The organism is Pseudoxanthomonas sp. LjRoot125 (assembly GCF_964252705.1).
Classification (GTDB): Bacteria; Pseudomonadota; Gammaproteobacteria; order Xanthomonadales; family Xanthomonadaceae; genus Pseudoxanthomonas_A.
The window spans coordinates 901993-921443 of sequence record NZ_CAXUOY020000001.1; the positions used below are offsets into that span (position 1 = coordinate 901993).

General features: G+C 69.0%; 17 protein-coding genes. 7 read left to right on the forward strand and 10 right to left on the reverse strand.

All coding sequences use genetic code 11. The features are described from left to right. Nucleotide 1 precedes the first annotated feature (1 nt). From ACSION_RS03970 to ACSION_RS03980, 3 genes are read right to left on the reverse strand one after another with little or no spacing between them, the layout of a single operon-like run. On the reverse strand, nt 2-601 hold the full coding sequence (locus ACSION_RS03970; protein WP_435304941.1) for a hypothetical protein: 600 nt from the start codon (nt 599-601) through the stop codon (nt 2-4). A gap of 8 nt (nt 602-609) precedes the next feature. Continuing rightward, nucleotides 610-2802, reverse strand: a complete 2193-nt coding sequence (locus ACSION_RS03975) for a molybdopterin cofactor-binding domain-containing protein (protein WP_435304942.1) — start codon at nt 2800-2802, stop codon at nt 610-612. 55 nt (nt 2803-2857) lie between these two features. Further along, the gene (locus ACSION_RS03980) at nt 2858-3313 is read right to left on the reverse strand and encodes a (2Fe-2S)-binding protein (protein ID WP_435304943.1); all 456 of its coding nucleotides are present in this window, start codon (nt 3311-3313) and stop codon (nt 2858-2860) included. 169 nt (nt 3314-3482) lie between these two features. On the opposite strand from ACSION_RS03980, the gene ACSION_RS03985 reads away from it, so the two are divergent. After that, nucleotides 3483-4442, forward strand: a complete 960-nt coding sequence (locus tag ACSION_RS03985; protein ID WP_435304944.1) for an XdhC family protein — start codon at nt 3483-3485, stop codon at nt 4440-4442. Continuing rightward, nucleotides 4439-5044 carry a nucleotidyltransferase family protein gene (locus ACSION_RS03990; RefSeq protein ID WP_435304945.1) on the forward strand — a complete coding sequence of 202 codons (606 nt, stop codon included), beginning with the start codon at nt 4439-4441 and terminating at the stop codon, nt 5042-5044. The genes ACSION_RS03985 and ACSION_RS03990 overlap by 4 nt, the downstream gene beginning before the upstream one ends. Nucleotides 5045-5083: 39 nt before the next feature. Here the strand turns inward: ACSION_RS03990 and ACSION_RS03995 are convergent, their stop codons facing one another. The 4 genes from ACSION_RS03995 to ACSION_RS04010 all read right to left on the reverse strand — a co-directional run bounded on the left by ACSION_RS03995 (nt 5084) and on the right by ACSION_RS04010 (nt 9711). After that, on the reverse strand, nt 5084-6394 hold the full coding sequence (locus ACSION_RS03995; protein ID WP_435304946.1) for an ABC transporter permease: 1311 nt from the start codon (nt 6392-6394) through the stop codon (nt 5084-5086). Nucleotides 6395-6407: 13 nt separating this feature from the next. Then, a complete protein-coding gene (locus tag ACSION_RS04000) occupies nt 6408-7568 on the reverse strand; it encodes an ABC transporter permease (RefSeq protein ID WP_093489971.1) in 1161 nt (386 codons plus the stop codon). Nucleotides 7569-7581: 13 nt separating this feature from the next. Continuing rightward, nucleotides 7582-8274: an ABC transporter ATP-binding protein gene (locus ACSION_RS04005; protein ID WP_093489972.1), complete on the reverse strand. Its 693-nt coding sequence runs from the start codon at nt 8272-8274 to the stop codon at nt 7582-7584. Between the two features lie 198 nt (nt 8275-8472). Next, complete coding sequence (locus ACSION_RS04010) at nt 8473-9711, reverse strand: efflux RND transporter periplasmic adaptor subunit (protein ID WP_435304947.1); 1239 nt, start codon at nt 9709-9711, stop codon at nt 8473-8475. A 251-nt stretch (nt 9712-9962) separates the two neighbouring features. Here ACSION_RS04010 and ACSION_RS04015 point away from each other — a divergent pair, with 251 nt between their 5' ends. The 5 genes from ACSION_RS04015 to ACSION_RS04035 all read left to right on the forward strand — a co-directional run bounded on the left by ACSION_RS04015 (nt 9963) and on the right by ACSION_RS04035 (nt 15452). After that, a complete protein-coding gene (locus ACSION_RS04015; RefSeq protein WP_435304948.1) occupies nt 9963-10889 on the forward strand; it encodes an ABC transporter ATP-binding protein in 927 nt (308 codons plus the stop codon). Beyond that, nucleotides 10889-11647 (forward strand): ABC transporter permease, encoded by a 759-nt coding sequence (locus tag ACSION_RS04020; protein WP_093489974.1) that lies wholly within the window; start codon nt 10889-10891, stop codon nt 11645-11647. The genes ACSION_RS04015 and ACSION_RS04020 overlap by 1 nt, the downstream gene beginning before the upstream one ends. A 28-nt stretch (nt 11648-11675) precedes the next feature. Further along, nucleotides 11676-12878 carry a sensor histidine kinase gene (locus tag ACSION_RS04025; RefSeq protein WP_435304949.1) on the forward strand — a complete coding sequence of 401 codons (1203 nt, stop codon included), beginning with the start codon at nt 11676-11678 and terminating at the stop codon, nt 12876-12878. Between the two features lie 153 nt (nt 12879-13031). Next, nucleotides 13032-13634 (forward strand): response regulator transcription factor, encoded by a 603-nt coding sequence (locus ACSION_RS04030; RefSeq protein WP_093489975.1) that lies wholly within the window; start codon nt 13032-13034, stop codon nt 13632-13634. 102 nt (nt 13635-13736) lie between these two features. Beyond that, a complete protein-coding gene (locus ACSION_RS04035; protein WP_435304950.1) occupies nt 13737-15452 on the forward strand; it encodes a diguanylate cyclase in 1716 nt (571 codons plus the stop codon). On the opposite strand, the gene ACSION_RS04040 is transcribed toward ACSION_RS04035, so the two are convergent. From ACSION_RS04040 to ACSION_RS04050, 3 genes are all read right to left on the reverse strand, one after another. After that, nucleotides 15434-16810: a leucyl aminopeptidase family protein gene (locus ACSION_RS04040; RefSeq protein WP_435304951.1), complete on the reverse strand. Its 1377-nt coding sequence runs from the start codon at nt 16808-16810 to the stop codon at nt 15434-15436. The two genes, ACSION_RS04035 and ACSION_RS04040, sit on opposite strands and share 19 nt — an antisense overlap. Next, the gene (locus ACSION_RS04045) at nt 16807-17547 is read right to left on the reverse strand and encodes an HAD family hydrolase (protein ID WP_435304952.1); all 741 of its coding nucleotides are present in this window, start codon (nt 17545-17547) and stop codon (nt 16807-16809) included. The genes ACSION_RS04040 and ACSION_RS04045 overlap by 4 nt, the downstream gene beginning before the upstream one ends. A gap of 691 nt (nt 17548-18238) precedes the next feature. Continuing rightward, the gene (locus ACSION_RS04050; protein WP_435304953.1) at nt 18239-19339 is read right to left on the reverse strand and encodes an AI-2E family transporter; all 1101 of its coding nucleotides are present in this window, start codon (nt 19337-19339) and stop codon (nt 18239-18241) included. Nucleotides 19340-19451 lie beyond the last annotated feature (112 nt).

Genomic DNA, 19451 nt, shown 5'->3' on the forward strand with positions numbered 1-19451 from the left:
CTCAGTGCGCTGCGCCACCCGCGGCGGTGGCGCCCGGCGCGGGGCAGGGTCCGCCGGCATCCACCCACGTCTTGAAGGCGGCGACGAACTGGTCGTGCGGCACCGGCACCGGTGCGCGTTCGCCACCGGGATTCCAGCCCCACAGCACCAGCTTGTCTTCGGCGACGTGCTTGAGCAGCGCGTCGAAGTCGCGGCCGCCGTTGCGGTCCTTGTCCTGGATCATCGCGCACAGCTGGTCGGCGGGCAGGCCGATCCACGCCATCTTGTGGTCGGGCGGCGGCAGCTGCCAGTGCGGTGCGCCCGGCGGCGCATGCGGGCCGTAACTCGCCGGCGAGTTCTGTTCGCTGTGGCAGGTCGCGCAGGGAAGCCCCGCCGCGCCCTTGCCGTCGGGTCCGCGCACGACTTTCATCGCATGCGGTGTCTGCGCGTCGAACTGCAACGGCGCATCGCCCGGGATGTGGCAGTTGCTGCAGCGTGGGTGCTGGAACACCTTCTCCACCGTCGCGAACGCGGTCAGTGCCTGGGCTTTCTGTTCCTCGCTGACGCGCGGCTTGCACGCCACCAGCAGGAGCACGGTCAAGGACATCATCAGGATGCGCATGGCGGGCCTCAGGCAGCGGGTGTGGTGGATGCGGGCGTCGGCAGACGCAGCGGAAGTTCGCGCAGTCGCTGGCCGGTGAGGGCGAACACGGCGTTGGCGACGGCGGGTGCGATCGGCGGCGTGCCGGGTTCGCCCACGCCACCCATCTTTTCGGTGCTCGGCACGATGTGGACCTCCACCTTCGGCATCTCGTTCATCCGGAGCACCTGGTAGTCGTGGAAGTTGGATTCCTGCACCTGGCCTTCGCGGAGCGTGAGCGCCGAATGCAGCGCCGCACCCAGGCCGAACGCGATGCCGGACTCCATCTGCGCCTGCACGCCCGCGGGATTCACCGCCACGCCGCAATCGATCGCGCATACCACGCGATGCACGCGGATCTTTCCTTCCTCGATCGACACTTCCGCCGCCTGCGCCACGTAGCTGCCGAACGATTCGTGCACGGCGATGCCGCGGCCACGGCCCTGCGCCGGTGGCGTATTCCAGCCGAACTTCTCCGCGGCCAGGTTCAGCGCCGCGAGGTGGCGGGGATGGTCCTCCAGCAGCTTGCGCCGGTATTCCACCGGATCCTGACCCGCGGCATGCGCGAGTTCGTCGACGAAGCTTTCCATGACGAAGCCGTTGACGCTGTGGCCGACCGACCGCCACCACAGCACCGGGATACCGGTGACCGGTGAGTGCAGGTCGACGCGATGCGCCGGTGTGCCGAGCACGTAGGCCGAGTCGGCCACGCCCTCCACCGAGGTCGCGTCGATGCCGTTCTTGACCATCATCGCTTCCATGAAGGTCCCGGCCATGATCGACTGGCCAACCATCACGTGATGCCAGGCCACCGGGTTGCCGTCCTTGTCCAAGCCGGCCTTGATCTTCTCGACGAACGCCGAGCGGTAATAGCCGCCGCGGGTGTCGTCTTCACGCGTCCAGACCGTCTTGACCGGCGCCTTCGCCGCCTTGGCGACTTCGACGGCTTCGGACACCACGTCCGCCGTCGGCGTGGCGCGGCGGCCGAAACCACCGCCCAGGAACGGCGTATGGATGCGGATCTTCTCCGGTGGCATGCCGAGGATTCGCGCGGCGCTGTTCTGGTCCAGCGTCGGGAACTGCGTGCCGCACCAGATGTCGCACTCGCCGTCGCCGATCTTCACCGTGCAGTTCAGCGGCTCCATCGCGGCATGCGCGAGGTAGGGCACGGCGTACTCGGCCTCCAGCGTCTTGGCGGCCTTGGCCAGCGCGCTGCCGACGTCGCCTGCGCGTGCAGCGACGGCGCCGTCCGTGCGCGCAAGCTGGGAGAACTGCTCGCGCAACGCGGTGCTGTCGAGCTTCGCGTTCGCATCGCCTTCCCAGACCACCTGCAGCGCATCACGGCCGAGCTTGGCCGCCCAGTAGTGGTCCGCAATCACCGCCACGCCGCTGGGCACCTGCACCACGTTGCGCACGCCGGCCACGGCGCGCGCCTTGGTGGCGTCGAACGATTTCACCGTGCCGCCGAATACCGGCGAACGCAGCACGACCGCGGTGAGCAGGCCTTCGAACTGCACGTCCATGCCGAACTTGGCCTTGCCGGTGATCTTCTCCGGTGTGTCCAGGCGCTTGGTCGGCTTGCCGATCAGCTTCCAGTCCTTCGGCTCGCGTAGCTTCAAGGCGTCCAGCGCGGGCGGGGTCTGCTTGCCGGCGTCGTTGGCGAGTTCGCCGTAGCGCAGCCGCGTGGTGCCGGATATCACCGCGCCGTTCTCGGTACGCAGTTGATCGACGGGAACATTCAGTCGCGCGGCCGCCGCCTGCAGCAGCATCGCCCGCGCGGTGGCGCCGGCCTGTCGGTAGCGGTCGAACTCGGACCAGGTGGTCGTCGAGCCACCGGTGCCCTGCATGCCGAATACCGGGCTCGTGTAGGCCTTGTCGGCCGCGCCGTGCTCGACGCGGATCTTCGACCAGTCCGCATCCAGTTCTTCGGCGATCAGCATCGGCAGCGTGGTCCAGATGCCCTGGCCCATTTCGGCATGCGCGAGCTGCACGGTGATGGTGTCGTCGGCCGCGATGCTGAGGAATGCATTCGGTACGAACGTGGTGGGCGCGGTCGCCGCGGCCTCCTGGGCCATGGCGAAGCGGCGCGCGCCGGGCACGAGGAAGCCGATCACCAGGCCGCCGCCGCCGAGTGCGGTGGCGCGCAGGAAGTCGCGGCGCGAGGAAGAGGTTTCGAGGTTCACGGAACAGCCTCCGTCGAACGAGGGGGAAGGCGGCGACCTGCGTCGCCGCACCGGATCACGCCTTGCCGATGTCGGCGGCGCGATGCACGGCGGCGCGGATGCGCTGGTACGTGCCGCAGCGGCACAGGTTGCCGGACAGCGCCTGGTCGATGTCGGTGTCGGTCGGCGCAGGCACCTTGGCCAGCAAAGCGACCGCCGACATGATCTGGCCGGACTGGCAGTAACCGCACTGGACGACGTCCAGTTCGGCCCAGGCCTTCTGCACCGGATGCGAGCCGTCGGCCGAGAGGCCTTCGATGGTGGTGATCTTCTTGCCGGCGACGGCCGACGCGGGCGTGACGCAGGCGCGCAAGGGTGCGCCGTCGACATGCACCGTGCAGGCACCGCATTGCGCGATGCCGCAACCGAACTTGGTACCGGTCAAGCCCATCAGGTCGCGCAGGACCCAGAGCAGTGGCATGTCATCCGGCGCGTCGACTTCGCGCTCGGTCCCGTTGACGTTCAACTTCATGGCGTCTCCTGGCGGCGGCGTGGGACCGGACGACGATACTCCGCGCCCCCGTTGCATGCCAGTGAACGCGCGGGCCGATGCTTGCACGATCCTGCGGCATCGTTGCCCGATGCCCCGACCGGCGCGCCGGGCGTTGCCTTCGCCCCGCGGCTTGCGCCATCGTGGTGCCATGACGGCCTTCCGCTCCCCGCTCGACGCCTCCGCGCATGCCAGCGACGCCGCCGACGGGCGCGTGCTGGCCGTGGTGATGGCGACCGAAGGCTCCACCTATGTGCGGGCGGGCGCACTGGCCGTGTTCGGGCCGGGCGATGCGCAACTGGGCTGGCTCAGCGGCGGTTGCCTGGAACCGGAGATCGCGCGGCGCGCGCGGCACGTGGCCGAGGCCGGTGCGCTGGATGCGATGGAGATCGACACGCGCGACGACGAAGACCTGTTCGCCGGCTCCGCCATCGGCTGCCGTGGACGACTGAGGCTCGCGTTGTTGCCGCTGGACCGCATGCCGGGGTGGGCGCCCGTCGTGCGGGCGTGGTGGAACGGGCAGGGTGCGTTGACCCTGCAGGTGACGGCGGAAGGACACGTGCACGCCAGCGCGGGCGACGCGAGCCACCAATGGTCGATGCAGCGCCTGGCGACAGAAGGCGTGGATGCGGCGGGCACGGTGCGGATCGCGCCACCGCCGCGCGTGGCGATCTTCGGCGCGGGGCCGGAGACGCAGCGGCTGATCGACGCGCTGCGTCCGCTCGGCTGGCACGTCACCGTGATCGAACGACGCGCGCGCTGGATTCCCGATACCGACATCGCCGACGCGTGGCTGATGCAGTCGCCGGCAGATGCGTTGCAAAGCACGGAATCCGTACCCGATGCCGCGTTGGTGATGCACCACCATTTCGAGCACGACCGCGAAGCGCTGGAGGCGTTGGCGCATGCCGACATTCCCTTCATCGGCCTGCTCGGTCCGGTGCGGCGACGCGAGGACCTGCTGCGCGTGTTGCCGGCTTCGCTGCATGCCACGTTGTTGTCCCGCCTGCGTTCGCCGATCGGCCTGAAGCTGGGCGGCCACGGCCCCGAAGCGATCGCGCTGAGCATCGCCGCGCAGTTGCAGGCGTGGCATCACGGCGAGGCGTCGTGACGTCGTCGCTGGTCGCGGTGGTGCTGGCGGCAGGCGGCAGCACGCGGTTGGGCCGGCCGAAGCAACTGCTGACGCGCGACGGCGAGACGCTGGTGCATCGCGCGGCGCGGCTTGCGCTGGCATCCGGTGCCTCGCGCGTGCTGGTGATCGTCGGTGCGTACGCAGGCGACGTCGTTGCCGCGGTGCGCGACCTGCCGGTGGAATGCGTGGTCAACGCGCGATGGAGCGAAGGGTTGGCAGGAAGCGTGCGCGTCGCCATGGATGCCCTCGCCCCACACGATCACGCGACGCTGCTCATGACCTGCGACCAGCCGGCACTGGATGTCGCGTATATCCAGGCGCTTGGGGATGCTTCCCGTCGAGCGCCGTCGGGTTCCGCCGCGACGCGTTTCGGCGACCGCGTGGGTGTGCCCGCGGTCGTGGCGCCGACGATGTTGCGCGCCGCCCTGGCCGTGCAAGGAGACCGCGGCCTGCGCGATGCACTGAATGCCCCCGGTGCCGATGTCATCGCGTGCGATGCACCGGACCTCGGGGTCGACATCGATACGCCGGAGGATCTCGCGGCGGCGGTAGCGCGGGGGTGGCTCGATCCGCTGGAATGAAGAAGGTGCCGGCAGGCGCCGGCACCCCTTCGACGGACGTCAGATCGCGCGCAAGGCCTGCGTGATCGGCAGGCGTGCCGCGCGCAGGGCCGGGAACAGCCCGCCGACCAGGCCGATGCCCAGCGCCCACTTCAGCCCGCTCCACAGCAGTTCGGGCGTGACCTTGAACTGGAACACCACCTGGCTGAAGTTGCTGCCCAGCGTGGCCACGCTGTAGCCGTTGAAGACCACCCAGGCGATCAACCCGCCCAGCAAGCCGCCCAGCAGCGCCAGCAACATCGTCTCCAGCATCACCGCCATCACCACCGGCACGCCGCGGAAACCGATCGCCCGCATCGTGGCGATCTCGCGCGCACGCCCGGCGACGGCGGCGTACATGGTGTTGAGCGCGCCGAACACCGCGCCGATCGCCATGATCGTGCCGATGACCGTGCCGAGCACCTTGATCAGCGTGTTGAGGCCCGTCGACTGCTTGGTGTAGTAGTCGCGCGTGGTCAGTACATCCAGTTTCAGGCGGGGGTCGTTCTCCATCGCCTGCTTGAACTGATCGAAGCCCGCCTTGCCTTCGGTGCGCACCGTGACCGACTGGTAGGCGCGACGGTCGTACGCCGACGACAACGTGTCGATGTCGGTCCACAACTCCGAGTCGTGCGCGTCGCCGGACGCGAACACGCCGACCACCGTCCACTCCTGGTTGCCCAGTTTCAGCGTCTTGCCGACCTCGAGGCCACGGTACTGTCCCTTCGCGCCCTGACCGACCACGATCTCGCGCACGCCGACGTTGAACTTGCGGCCTTCGGTCAGCTTCACCTGCGGACGGATCGACCATGCGGCTTCGCTGACGCCGCGGAACTGCGCGTTGGCATCCTCGCCGGTGCTGGCCGTCGGCAGGTTGACGATCTGCGACAGTTCCGGCGACAGCAGCGCGCGACCGTCCTTGCCCTTGGCGACGCCGGCCAGTGTGGAGATCAGCGGAACCTGATCGCGGCTGATGACCGAATTGGTCTCGGCCTGCGAGCCGCCCCGCAGCACGATGGCGGTGTCTTCACCACCGGTCTGCTTGAGCGTGGCCGAAAAGCCTTCGCCCATCGCCAGCATCGCGACCAGCACGCCGACCACGCCGGCGATGCCGACCACGATCACCGACGAGGCGCCCCAGCGCTGCGGCAAGCTGGCGATGCCGATCTTCGCCGCTTCCAGCGACAGCCGTCCGCTGCGGGTGAGGAACAGCCACAGCATCAGCAGGACGGCGATGCCCAGCACCGCATACCAGGGCAGCACGATCCACACGCCCAGGCCCACGACCAGCAGCACGACGGAGAGGAGGTTGCCCAACCATTGCTTCTTCATGTCATGTCTCCTGTCAGCGGCCGGCCAGTGCATCGACGATCTTCAACCGCATCGCGCGGGTCGCCGGCAACGCGCCGACGATCAGGCCGATCGCCACCATCAGACCCAGGCCAACGGCCCAGGTCTGGGCGGGGATGGTCGGCAGCGCGATCATGCCGTTGCTGGCGCCGCTGACCACCGGGATGATGGCCGAGGCGATCGCCATGCCCAGCACGCCACCCAGCACGATCAGCAGCACCGATTCCACCAGCACCAGCACCAGCACGGTGCCGTTGGTGAAGCCCAGCGTCTTCAGGACCGCCAGTTCCGGGATGCGCTCGCGCACCGCCTGCGCCATCGTGTTGCCGGTCAGCAGCAGCAAGGTGAAGAACACCGCCGCCATGATCGCGGTGACGATCAGGCCGATGTCGGCGAACTGCTTGGCGAAGGACTGGTTGAAGGCCTGCTCGGTCTGGGTCTTGGTCTCGTGCGCGGAGTTGGCGGAGATCGCATCGATCGCGTTGGCCACGCGGGTGGCATGGTTCACGTTGTCGAGCTTGACCATGTACCAGCCGATCTGGCCGTTGACGTACTGGTTGGCCTCGTCGAAGTACTTCCAGTGGAACAGCAACTGGTTCTCCTCGCCCTTGCGCTTGCTGTCGGACAGTTTGAACGTGCCGCGCAGCGTCAACGGCCAGGCATTGCTGCCGTCCTTCTGGGGGAAGATCGTCGCCTGCAGCGGAATGGTGTCGCCGATCTTCCAGCCGAAGCGCTTGGCCAGGTTCTCGCCGACGATGGCGCCGGTGCGGTCGGCTTCCCAGGCCTTGAGTTGCGCGGGGTCGATGATGTACTCCGGATACATGTCCATGTAGCCGGGGCCGACCGAGAAGTTGGGGAAGAAGTTCTTCGGGTCCTTGTAGATGCCGCCGAACCAGGCGGCGTAGGCGCTCTTCTTCACGCCGGGCGTCGCATCGATGCGGCCGAGCAGGCTGTACGGCAGCATCTGCGTGATTGACAGGCGCGACGCCACCACCAGGCGGTCCGCGCCGGCGACGCTGCCGCCGGAGTTGAACGCCACGCGCACCGAGTCGAGCAGGCCGAACAGCAGGAAGGCCGCGACCACCGACAACAGCGTCAACGACGTCCGCGTCTTGCTGCGGAACAGCGCCGACCAGATCAACGAGAAATATTTCATGTCCGTCTCCGGATCAGTGCGCGGCGGCCGGGGCGTCGACCAGTTCGCCCTTGTCCAAATGGATGGTGTGGGTGGCGTACTCGGCCGCCTTCGGATCGTGCGTGACCATGATGATGGTCTTGCCGTGTTCGCGATTGAGCATCTTCAGCAGGTTGAGGATCTCTTCGGCCGAATGGCGGTCCAGGTCGCCGGTGGGCTCGTCGCAGATCAGGAAGGTCGGGTCGGAGACGATGGCGCGGGCGATGGCCACGCGCTGCTGCTGGCCGCCGGACAGTTCGTTCGGGCGGTGTGATCCGCGGTCGGCCAGGCCGACCAGCTGCAGCGCGATTTCCGCGTTGCGCTTGCGTTGCGCGGCGCCGAGCTTGGTCAGCAGCAGCGGCAGTTCGACATTGCGTTGCGCGGTCAGCGTCGGCATCAGGTTGTAGAACTGGAAGACGAAACCGACATGCGAGCTGCGCCAGTGCGCCAGCTGTCCGTCGTTCATCCGGTCGATGCGCTGGCCCTCGATCTCGATCTCGCCGCCGGACGGCGTGTCCAGGCCGCCGATGAGGTTCAGCAGGGTGGTCTTGCCCGAGCCGGACGGGCCCATCAACGCGACGAAATCGCCGTGCGGAATGTCCAGGTCGATCCCGTGCAGCACCTGCACCTTCTCGGGGCCGCGCTGGTAGGTCTTGGTGACGTTGCGGATGGAAACCAGGGAAGACATCGGCAGGATCCTTGTTGGAGACGGGAAGGCGAACGGCGATGCTGCGGTTCAAACAGGGCGGATCCCGTCCTCGATGGACACGGGTCACCCATCAGGACGACGGAGGGCGTCGCCCGGGATCGACAGGCGCCGGTGGGGCGGCGCCGGGTATTCGGTGGTTCGCCGCGGTGAGGCCATCCTCACGCGGCGCCTTGCGGCTTACTCGGTGTCTTCGGCCAGCACGACCTTGGCACCGTCCTTCAGTTCGGCGGGCGGGTCCAGCACGAGGGTTTCGCCGGGAGCCAAACCCTCGGTGACGTGCACGTCGTCGCCCAGCTTGCCGGCGACCTTGAGCGCGCGCTGCTCCACGGTGTCCTCGTCGCCGACGACGAAGGCGACCTGCGCGCCGCCGCGCTCGACCACCGCGGCCCCCGGCGCACGCACGCCCTTCGGCTGCTCGGCCTGCTGCGGCTTGGCCGCTTCCAGGAAGCTGACCCGCACGCCCATGTCCGGGACGATCCGCGCGTCCTTGCTGTTCAACGCCACGCGCACCTTCACCGTCGCCTTGCTGCGGTCGGCGGTGGGGATGATGGCGATGACCTCGCCGGGGATCTGCCAGTCGGGATAAGCGTTCAGCGTGGCCTGGATCGGCATCTTGGGCTGCACGCGGCCGATGAAGGACTCGTTGACCTCCACTTCCACTTCCAGCGAGTCCATGTCGACGATGGTGCCGATGCCGGTGCGGGTGAAGCCGCCGGTGGCCAGCGGCGACACGATCTCGCCGGGCTGCGCCGCCTTGGCGATCACCACGCCGGCGAACGGCGCACGGACGATGGTGTTGTCTACGCCGTTGTCGGAAATCGCCAGGCTGCGACTGGCCACGGTGACGTTGCGTTGCGCGGCCTGCATCTGCGCACGCAGGGCGTCGCGGGTGGCGACGGCCTGGTCGTACTGGGAGCGGGCGACCAGTTGTTGCTGCACCAGCGAGGACAAACGGCGCGCATTGGCTTCGGCTTCGGTCAGCTGCGCCTGCACATTCGCCACCTGCGAGCGCGCCGACTCGACCTGGGCCTGCGACAGCGCACGGCTCGCGTCGGCATCGACCGGATCGAGCGTGGCCATCACCTGGCCGGCCTCGACCTTCATGCCTTCCTCGATCAGCACTTCGCGCACCTTGCCGGTGATCTTGGCCGACACCGTGGCCATGCGCCGCGCGACCACATAGCCGGAGGCGTCCAGCACGGACGAGGACGCGCTGTTGCCCATCGCCACGGTCGGCGCGGTGCGCACTTCGATCGGCTTCTCGCGGCCGAAGAACGCCCAGCCCGCCGCGGCCAGCGCCAGCAGCACGACGACCACGCCCAGGGTGATCCACAGGCCGCGGCGCGACCGGGGTTCAGGCGGCGGCGCCTTGCGGTCGATGCGGAGTTCCTTCAGCAAGTCGGCAGACGTATTCATGCGTATCCAGACGGTGAATGCGGGAAAGTGTGACCAGCAAGGGTAACGGAAGCCTAGTTGCCGGAAGTCACTTCATGCAGGAACCGGCGGGTCCGGGTGTGGCGGGGCCGGGACGGTGCGCATCATGGCCGCGGCCGGCGGCACGGCCCAGTGACAACTGTCACCTGATTCGCCTGAGGGGCGCCACTGATCACGGGCGGGGCGGCGGCGCAGGCTGTGTCCATCTTCCGACAAGGCCCCTTGGCATGGACATGGCGACCCTTCCTTCCCACCCGCTCGCCCGGCTGCGCGGCGTGCGCCACCAGTATGGCCGCACGCTGGCGCTCGATGGCCTGGACCTGGCGCTGCCCGCCGGCCAGGTGCTCGCGCTGCTCGGCCCCAACGGCGCCGGCAAGACCACCGCGATCAGCCTGTTGCTGGGCCTGCAGCATCCGCATGCGGGGCAGGCGGAACTGTTCGGCCTGCCGCCGCAGGACCTGGCCGCGCGCCGCCGCGTCGGGGTGATGCTGCAGACGGCGGCGGTGCCCGACACGCTGAAGGTGCGCGAGCTGATCGACCTGACGCGCAGCTATTACCCGCGTCCGCGCAGCGTCGCCGACTGCATGGCGTTGGCGGGCCTGGACGGGCTGATGGATCGCCGCTACGGCCAGCTGTCCGGCGGGCAGCAGCGGCGCGTGCAGTTCGCGCTGGCGGTCTGCGGCCGGCCCGAGCTGCTGTTCCTCGACGAACCCACCACCGGCCTGGACATCGATGCGCGGCAGACGCTGTGGAAGGCGATCCGCGAACTGAGCGCGCAAGGCTGCGCGGTGCTGCTGACCACGCACTACCTGGAGGAAGCCGAAGCGCTCGCCGACCGCGTCGTGGTGGTCAACCACGGACGCGTCGTCGCCGAAGGCACCGTGGCGCAAGTGCGTGCGCACGTCGCGCAGCGACGCATCCGCTGCAGCACCATCCTGCCGGCGGCGCTGGTGCAAGGTTGGCCGGGCGTGCAGCTCGCCCAGCACGACGGCGAGCGCCTGGACGTCGTCGTCGACATCGCCGAGCCCATCGTCCGCCGCTTGCTGGCCGAAGACCCTGCGCTCACCGAGCTGGAAGTGCAGCGCGCCGGACTGGCCGACGCCTTCCTCGCGCTGACCCGCGATGCCACTGCCCCCGACCTGCACAAGGAAGCCGCCTGATGGACACCACCGTCCCGCTGCCGTTCTCGTCCACGCGCGCCTACCTGCTGGAAGCGCGCTACGAATTCCTCCGCCTGCTGCGCACGCCGTCGTTCTCGTTGCCCTGCCTGCTGTTCCCGCCGGTGTTCTACCTGCTGTTCGGCGTTCTGCTCGGCGGCAAGGGCGGACCGGTCGCTGCCCAGTACATGCTGGCCGGCTATGGCGTGTTCGGCGTGATCGGCGTGGCCCTGTTCGGCTTCGGCGTGACCGTGGCGATGGATCGCGAACAGGGCCTGCTGACGCTCAAGCGCGCGCAGCCGATGCCGCCGGGCGCGTACCTCGTCGCGAAGATGACGATGGCACTGCTGTTCGCCGCGATCATCCTGGCGCTGCTCGCTGCGCTCGCGGCCGGCGTCGCGCACGTGCAGCTGTCGGCCGCACAGTGGGCCGCCTGGGTGGCGACGTGCCTGGTCGGCGTGTTGCCCTTCAGCGCGCTGGGCTTGTGGCTGGGCACGCTGGTCAGCGGTCGCGGCGCACCGGCGCTGATCAACCTGGTCTACCTGCCGATGGCGTTCCTGTCGGGGTTGTGGGTACCGCTGACGATGCTGCCGAAGCTCCTGCAGACGTTGGCGCCCGCATGGCCGGCGTATCATCTCGCGCAGGTCGCGCAGCAGGCCGTCGGTGTCGGCGCCGGGCGCCCGCTGGGGCTGCACCTGGCGGTGCTGGCCGCCATCACCGCCGTGTTCTTCGTGCTGGCGCGCCGCCGCCTGGTGCAGTGAACCGGCACGCCGACGCAAGGAGTCGTCCATGAAACATCCATTGCCGTCCCTGCTGGCCTGGCTGACCCGCCAGCGCGATCGCCTGGTGCCCGAAGCGCTCGGCCTGGGCTGGATGCCCATCTTCCTGCTGGGCTACCTGGTGTTCCTGTTCGTACCGGTGCTGGTGCCGTCCAACGCCGACTGGGGCGAGGGCGTGCGCTGGTACCTGTGGCCGACGCTGCTGTCGATCGCGGTGTTCCTGCCGATGTACTTCCTGGCCTACCGCGCCAGCGCGATGACGCGCGTGCTGTGCACGCTGGGCATCGCCGCGCTCGGCTACGGGCTGATGCCGTTCAACGCGTTCTCCAACACCTACGTCATCTATGCGGCAGCCTTCGTCGCGCTGCTGCCGGGGTCGATGTGGATCCGTCTGGAAGTCTTCGCCGTGCTGATCATCGGCTACTGCAGCATGGCGGCGTGGCTGGGGTTCCCGGTGTTCGTGCCGGTGGTGACCGCGATCGTGTCGGTGGCGGTGTTCACCGGCAACTACTTCCAGTCGGAGACCGTGCGCAAGCGCGCCGAGCTGAAGCTTTCGCACGAGGAAGTGCGCCGGCTGGCCGCGCTGGCCGAACGCGAGCGCATCGGTCGCGACCTGCACGATCTGCTCGGCCACACGTTGTCGCTGGTCGCGCTGAAGTCCGATCTTGCGGGACGGTTGATCGACCGTGATCCGCAGGCCGCGCGCAACGAGATCAACGAAGTCAGCCGCGTCGCCCGCGATGCGTTGGCGCAGGTGCGGCGCGCGGTGACCGGCATCCGCGCGGCCGGGCTGGCGGCCGAACTCGCGTCTGCGCGTCTGTTGCTGGAATCGGACGGCGTCACCCTGCGCTACGAGGCGCAGGAAGTCGCGCTGCCCGCCGACCTGGAGACCGTGCTCGCATTGAGCCTGCGCGAAGCGGTGACCAACATCCAGCGCCATGCGCGCGCCAGCCTGGCGGAGGTCGTGCTGTCGTCCACGCCCGGGCACGTCACCCTGCGCGTCCGCGACAACGGCGTGGGCAGTGCGGGCGTGCCCGGCAACGGCCTGGCCGGCATGCGCGAGCGCGTGGAAGCGCGCGGCGGACGCCTGCGCATCGATTCCACGCTGCGGCAGGGCACCTGCGTGGAGATCGTGCTGCCGCTGCCGTCGGCTGACGAGGTGGAGCCGCCCGCACGCGAAGAAGCTGTGAAGCCAGGTGTGGGAGCGACGTAAGTCGCGATCGCGCGAAAGAAGGGCCATGTGTGCTGGAGGGGTGCAAGGCTTCTCGGCCCGCATTCGCGACTTGCGTCGCTCCCACAGCGAACGCTCCATTTTCCAGGTCTGATTTGCTAGCGTGTCGTCCGATTCCTTCTTTCCGGCCCTCCGATGATCCGCGTGCTGCTTGCCGAAGACCAAGCCATGGTGCGTGGCGCACTCACCGCGCTGCTGGGCATGGAGAGCGACATCGAGGTCGTCGGCAGCGCGGCCGATGGCGAGACCGCGTGGCGCGAGCTGCAGCGGCTTTCGCCGGACCTGCTGGTCACCGATATCGAGATGCCCGGCCTGACCGGGCTGGAACTCGCGCAACGCATCCAGCGGCACGAGCTGCCGTGCAAGGTCGTCATCGTCACCACGTTCGCGCGCAGCGGGTTCCTGCGGCGCGCGTTGGAGGCCGGTGTGTCCGGCTACCTGTTGAAGGACGCGCCCGCGGAAGACCTCGCCGAGGCGCTGCGCAAGGTGCATCGCGGCGGCCGCGCGATCGATCCGCAGCTGGCGGTGGAAGCGTGGTCGGACGCCGATCCGCTCAACGACCGCGAACGCCAGGTGCTGCGGCTGGCCGGCGAAGGCCAGTCGGCCGGCGACATCGCCAAGCAGCTCAATCTCTCGCAGGGCACGGTGCGCAACTACCTGTCCGAAGCCATCGGCAAGCTCGGCGTGGCCAACCGCATCGAGGCCTATCGCCTGGCGCGCCAGCGCGGGTGGCTGTAGCGGCGCCAAGATGTGCCGTGGTTGGCAGTTCCGGTGTGCGCCGGGTTGTCCTTGCGGACACGGGACCCTAGGCTCCCCCTGACCCCCGCGCTCCGGAACGGAATGCCCCTGCGCCGTCGCAACGCCAACCGTATCGGCCTGCTCGCCGCCGCCGCGATCTTCGTGGTCATCGGGGTGGGCGTCGTGCTGGGCGCGCAACGCTTCATCGGCGACGCCAACCGGGTTTCGCACACCAACGAAGTGATCGCCCTGATCGGCGCGATCGAGGCGCACCTGCGCGATGGCGAATCCGCCCAGCGCGGCTACCTGCTCACCGCCGATGTCGACTACCTCGCCGACTACCGGCGCAGCCGCGGCGAACTGCCCGAGCTGCTCACCCAGCTGCAGCAACTGGTCCGCGACAACCCCGACCAGAGCCGCCTGGCATTGGCGTGGAAGCTCGAGATCGAGCGCCGCCTGGGGCAGATGGATGCCACGCTGGGCAACTACGCCACCGGCGGCCTGCCGTCGGCGCAGCGTTCGATCGGCCAGGAAGTGCGGCGCACCTCCGGCGCGCTGCGCGCGCAGGCGCGGCAACTGGTCGCCAATGAGCGGCAGCTGCTGGTGCAGCGTGCGAATTCCAGCCACAACAGCGCCACCTTGCTGCGCGTACTGGCGCTGCTGGGCATTCCGCTGGGCCTGGCGATCATCGGCGTGGTGTATACGCTGCTGGTCGGCGAAATCCGCCGCCGCGCGCGCGCCGAAGACGCCGGCGACGAGGCGCGCGCGCAGTTGCTCGACAACATCGACGCGCTGGAACGGCAGGGCGCCGACCTCAACGAACTGAGCCGCTACGGCGGCATGCTGCAGAGCTGCGTCAGCGTGGAAGAAGCCGTCGGCCTGGCGACGCAGTACTTCTCGCGCCTGCTGCCCGAAGCCGGCGGCACGCTGTACCGCGTGCGCGCTTCGCAGGACTACGCGGAGGAAGTCGCGCACTGGGGCGAACACGCGCTCAACGGCCCGGCGATGTTCCCCCTGCAGGATTGCTGGGCGCTACGGCGCGGCCAGCCGCATGTGCATCGCGCGCACCACGAGCTGCTGCCCTGCGCGCACGTGACCACGCCGTCGCTCAATGCCACGCCGACCTACGTGTGTGTGCCGTTGATCGCGCAGGGCACCCAGCTGGGCCTGCTGTACCTGTCCGGCCACGACGATGCCTTCCTCGTCCGCATGGACCTGGTGAAGACCGCCGCCGAACAACTGTCGATGGCGCTGTCCAGCCTGGAACTGCAATCGCGCCTGCGCGTGCAGTCCATCCGCGAACCGCTGACGGGCCTGTTCAACCGCCGCTACCTGGAAGAGTCGCTGGCGCGCGAGCTGGCGCGCTGCGAGCGCCGGCACATGCCGCTGGGCCTGATGATGCTGGACCTGGACCACTTCAAGCGCTTCAACGACGTGCACGGCCATGCTGGCGGCGACGCCTTGCTCGCCGAGTTCGGGCGCTTGCTGCAGGCGCTGTCGCGCGACGAAGACATCGCCTGCCGCTATGGCGGCGAGGAATTCACCCTGATCCTGCCCGAAGCCGATCCGATCACCGTGCAGGCGCGCGCGGAGGCGATCCGCGCGGGCGTGGAAGGCATGCGGGTGATGCACTTGGGGCAGGAACTGCCGCACGTGACCGTGTCGATCGGCGTGGCGATGTTCCCGCAGCACGGCGGGTTGGGCGAGACGCTGCTACGGCAGGCCGATGCCGCGCTGTACCGGGCCAAGCACGCCGGCCGCAACCGGGTGGAAACCGCGGCGAACGATGTCGCCGTGGTTCAGGCCGTGGCGCCGTAACGCGCCTTCAGCATCGCGTAGGCGCTCCGCAGTGCGAGCGCTTCGCCGCCGGCCGGACGACCGGCGCGGTCGCTGTCGTTCCACGCATAGACGTCCAGGTGCGCCCACGGCAAGCCATCGGGCACGAAACGCTCCAGGTAAAGCGCCGCGGTGACGGCACCGGCCATGCGCGAGCCCGCGTTCGCCAGGTCGGCGATGCCGCTGGTGAGATAGCGCAGGTAGGGGCGCCACAGCGGCATCCGCCACACCGGGTCGCGCATGCGTTCGCCGGCGGCGATCCAGTCGTTGGCCACGCTGTCGTTGTTGGCGAACAGCGCCGGCAGGTCCGGCCCCAGCGCGATGCGTGCGGCGCCAGTCAGCGTGGCGAAGTCCAGCAGCAGTTCCGGCGACTGCTCGCCGGCATAGGTCAGCGCATCGCAGAGGATCACGCGGCCTTCGGCATCGGTGTTGTCGATCTCCACGCTGACGCCCTTGCGGGTGGCGATGACTTCGCCCGGGCGGAACGCGTTCGGGCCGATGCTGTTTTCCACCGCCGGCACCAGCAGGGTCAGCCGCACCGGCAGCTGGCGCGCCATCACCAGGCGGGCCAGCGCGATCGCGTGCGCGGCACCGCCCATGTCCTTCTTCATGTTGCGCATGCCGTCGGCCGGCTTGATGTCCAGGCCGCCGGTGTCGAAGCACACCCCCTTGCCGACCACCGCGACGTGCGGCGCGGCGGCGTCGCCCCAGCGCAGTGCGATCAGGCGCGGCGCGCGGTGCGAAGCGCGGCCCACGGCGTGGATGGCGGGGAAGTTCTCGGTCAGCAGCGCATCGCCGGCGATCACCTCGATCTCGGCCCCATGGGTGGTGGCGAGCTCGCGCACTGCGGCTTCGAGATCGTCCGGACCCATGTGCTCGGTCGGCGTGTTGACCAGGTCGCGCACCTGCAGGCTGGCGGCGAGCAGGTCGAGCGCTTCGGCATCGGCCTGCGGCAGCACCAGGCGCGCGGGCTTGCGCGCCGGCTGCTTGTAGCGGTCGAACTTGTAGCTGCCCAGGCCCCAGCCCAGTTGCAGCGCGGTGCGCGCTTCGGCCGGCAGGTCGGTGGCCAGTTGCCAGTCGCCGGTCGGCAGGCCGAACGGCGCATGCGCATACGCGTACGGGTCCAGCGCATCGCCGATGCCGATGACCGCCCCCGCGAGGCCGTCATCGCCCGGCAACAGCACCAGCGAACCCGCGCCGGCCGCGAAGCCCTGCGCATCGATCCACGCGTTCACCGCGGGCGATTGCGTGGCGCGCCAGGCGGCGAGCTGCGTGCGGTCCAGCACGTGCAACGCGCGGGCGGTGGTGGAGGCGTCGGTATAGGCGAGGGCAGCGCTCATGCGGCAGCGTGTTCCGTGGCGAAAGAAGGATGCGCGTCCAGCCAGTCGGCCAGCGCGGTGAGGGTGGCGAATTCCAGGTCCGGGCGCAGCGTGGCGTCGGTCCACACTTGCGGCCGTCCGTCGTGGTCTTCGGGCCGGTTGATCCAGCAGCTGCGCAGGCCCGCGCGCGCGGCGCCCAGCACGTCCATTTCGATGTGGTCGCCGACGTGCAGCACCTCGGCCGGCGGCACGTCCAGCAAGCGGCACGCGGCGTGGAAGATGCTGGCCTCGGGCTTGGCTGCGCCGTGCTCGCGCGAGTGGATCTGGTGGGCGAACAGGTGGCCCAGGCCGATCCGCTGCAGGTCGGCGTTGCCGTTGGTGACGGCGGCCACGGGCAGGCGGGCGGCGATGCGGTGCAGCGCATCCAGCGCGTCCGGGTAGTACTCGACCTGGTTGCGGGCGGCGTAGAAGGTTTCGTACGCGGGTTCGAGCAGGGCCATGTCGGCGCCGCTCTCGCGCAGGGCGTGTTCGAGGGTCATCCGGCGCAGGATGCTGAGGTCGTGCTTGTGTTCGGGGTGGGCGGCGAACACGGCGTCGCGGACGGCGCGCATGCGTTCGACGGGGAACAGGGCGGCGGTGGCGGGGCTGTGTTCGCGCAGCCAGTCGTCGAGCACGCGTTCGATCCGGGCGCCGATGGGGGCGAACGGCCACAGGGTGTCGTCGAGGTCGAGGGTGATGGCGCGGACGGGAAAGCTCATCGGGGCGATTTTACACGCGGTTGCCGGGAGGCCTTCACTGGGTGGGGCAGGGATACCGGCGGTGGTCGCGGGCGGCGTGAGCGCGGTATGCACATGCATGGGTGAGCGCATCGGGTTCATGCCCTTCGTGTGGTGCTTTGCGCGGCAATACATGGCGCCGCTGGCCGCGGGGGCCCTACTTTTCTTTGCTTGTGCAAAGAAAAGTAGGCAAAAGAAACACACCCCGGCGGTCCGCCCGCCGCTGCGCGGCGGGTACGCAGTCCCGACGGGAATTTTCGGACGGGGCCTCCTGCCCCGGCCGAAAACGGCGCACATCCTTGTGCGCCGCCCTGCGGGTTTTACCCGCCGTGACTGCCGAACCTAAAGGGGCCCCGAAAGCCAACGAGGACATATCCGGCGTGCACGCCTTTGACGTGGCTCTTCAGGGTCCCCATGAGGCACGGCGAGTGGGCTGGGTAAAACCCGAAGGGCGCCGCCCCGGATGGGCGGCGTTTTCGTATGGCACATGGATGTGCCTTACGTAGTTCCCGGCCCGCCCGCGAACCCGGAGCGAAGCGCAGGGCGTGCCGCCTGGGGTGTGTTTCTTTGATTCTTTCTTTGCACAAGCAAAGAAAAGTAGGGCCCCCGCGGCGAGCGGCACCATGTTGGACAGGCGCAAACCCGGCGCCGCAGGCGCGCAAAAGTGAAGGGATCACTCCAACAGCCGCGCCCACCCCTCCATCCCTTCCACCCGCGCCAGCACCAACTTCACGCACACCAACAGCGGCACCGCCAGCAACAACCCGATGATTCCCCACAACCACCCGAACAACATCAGCGCCAGGATCAACACCAGCGGCGACAGCGCCATCCGCTTGCCCAGGATGATCGGCGTGACGATCTGCCCCTCGATCGTGTGCAGCACCAGATAGGCGATCGCCGGCAGCATCGACTGGAACGGCTCCTCGAAACTGATGAAGCCCACCAGCAGCATTGCCACGATCCCGATCAGCGGCCCCACGTACGGCGCGAAGTTCAACAGCGCCGCCATCGTGCCCCACAGCAGCGCCTCGGCCAGCGGCAGGCCCAGCAGGTACAGCACGCCGGCGAACACGAAGCCCACCACCGTGTTGATCACGCTGATCGTCAGCACGTAGCGCGACACCTCGCGCTCGATGGAATGCAGGATGTCCACGGTGAACTTCTTCTGCTGCCGCCCCGGCAACAACGCGATCGCGTTGCGCTGCAGGTTCTCGCCGTAGACCATGAAGAAGAACGTCAGCAGCACCACCGCCAGCAGCGACGCCAGCACGCGCGGCGTGGCCAGCAGCTTGCGGTAGGGGTCGTCGGGTGCGGCTTGCACGATCTGCGGCTGCTTGCTGGTCTGGCTGCCGGCGGCGGCGCGGGCGAAGCTTTCGGCGGCCTTGTTGGCGTCCTGCACCGGCTTGGTCAGTTCGCGCAGCTTGGGTGCCAGCTGGCGCATCTCGCGCGGCGCCTGCTGCGCCCAGTCCATCGCCGACGGCAGCATCTTGTGGGCGAGCAGGCCGGTCACCGTCATGCCGCCGAGCAGCACCAGCAGCGCACCGAGGAAACGCGGCACGTACATCCGCCGCAGCAACCGGATGATCGGGTTGCCGACCAGGGCGAAGAACATCGCCAGCAGCACCGGCAGCAGCACGTCCTGTGCGGCCCACAGCGTGTAGCCCACCGCCAGCGTCGCCAGTACCAGCAGCGGCACGGAGGCGCGGGGCCGCGTCGGATTAGGCGGCGCGGCGGGCGTGGGGGAAGCGTCGGGTGGCGCAGGTGTACTCATGGACAGGAGGCCGCCTTAAGGGATGCGCGATTGTGGGGGCAATCCCGTGGGGGCGACGTGAGTCGCGACGCGTGCCGAGGGCCAGGTGCGGAGGCGCGTTCATCCGCGCGCA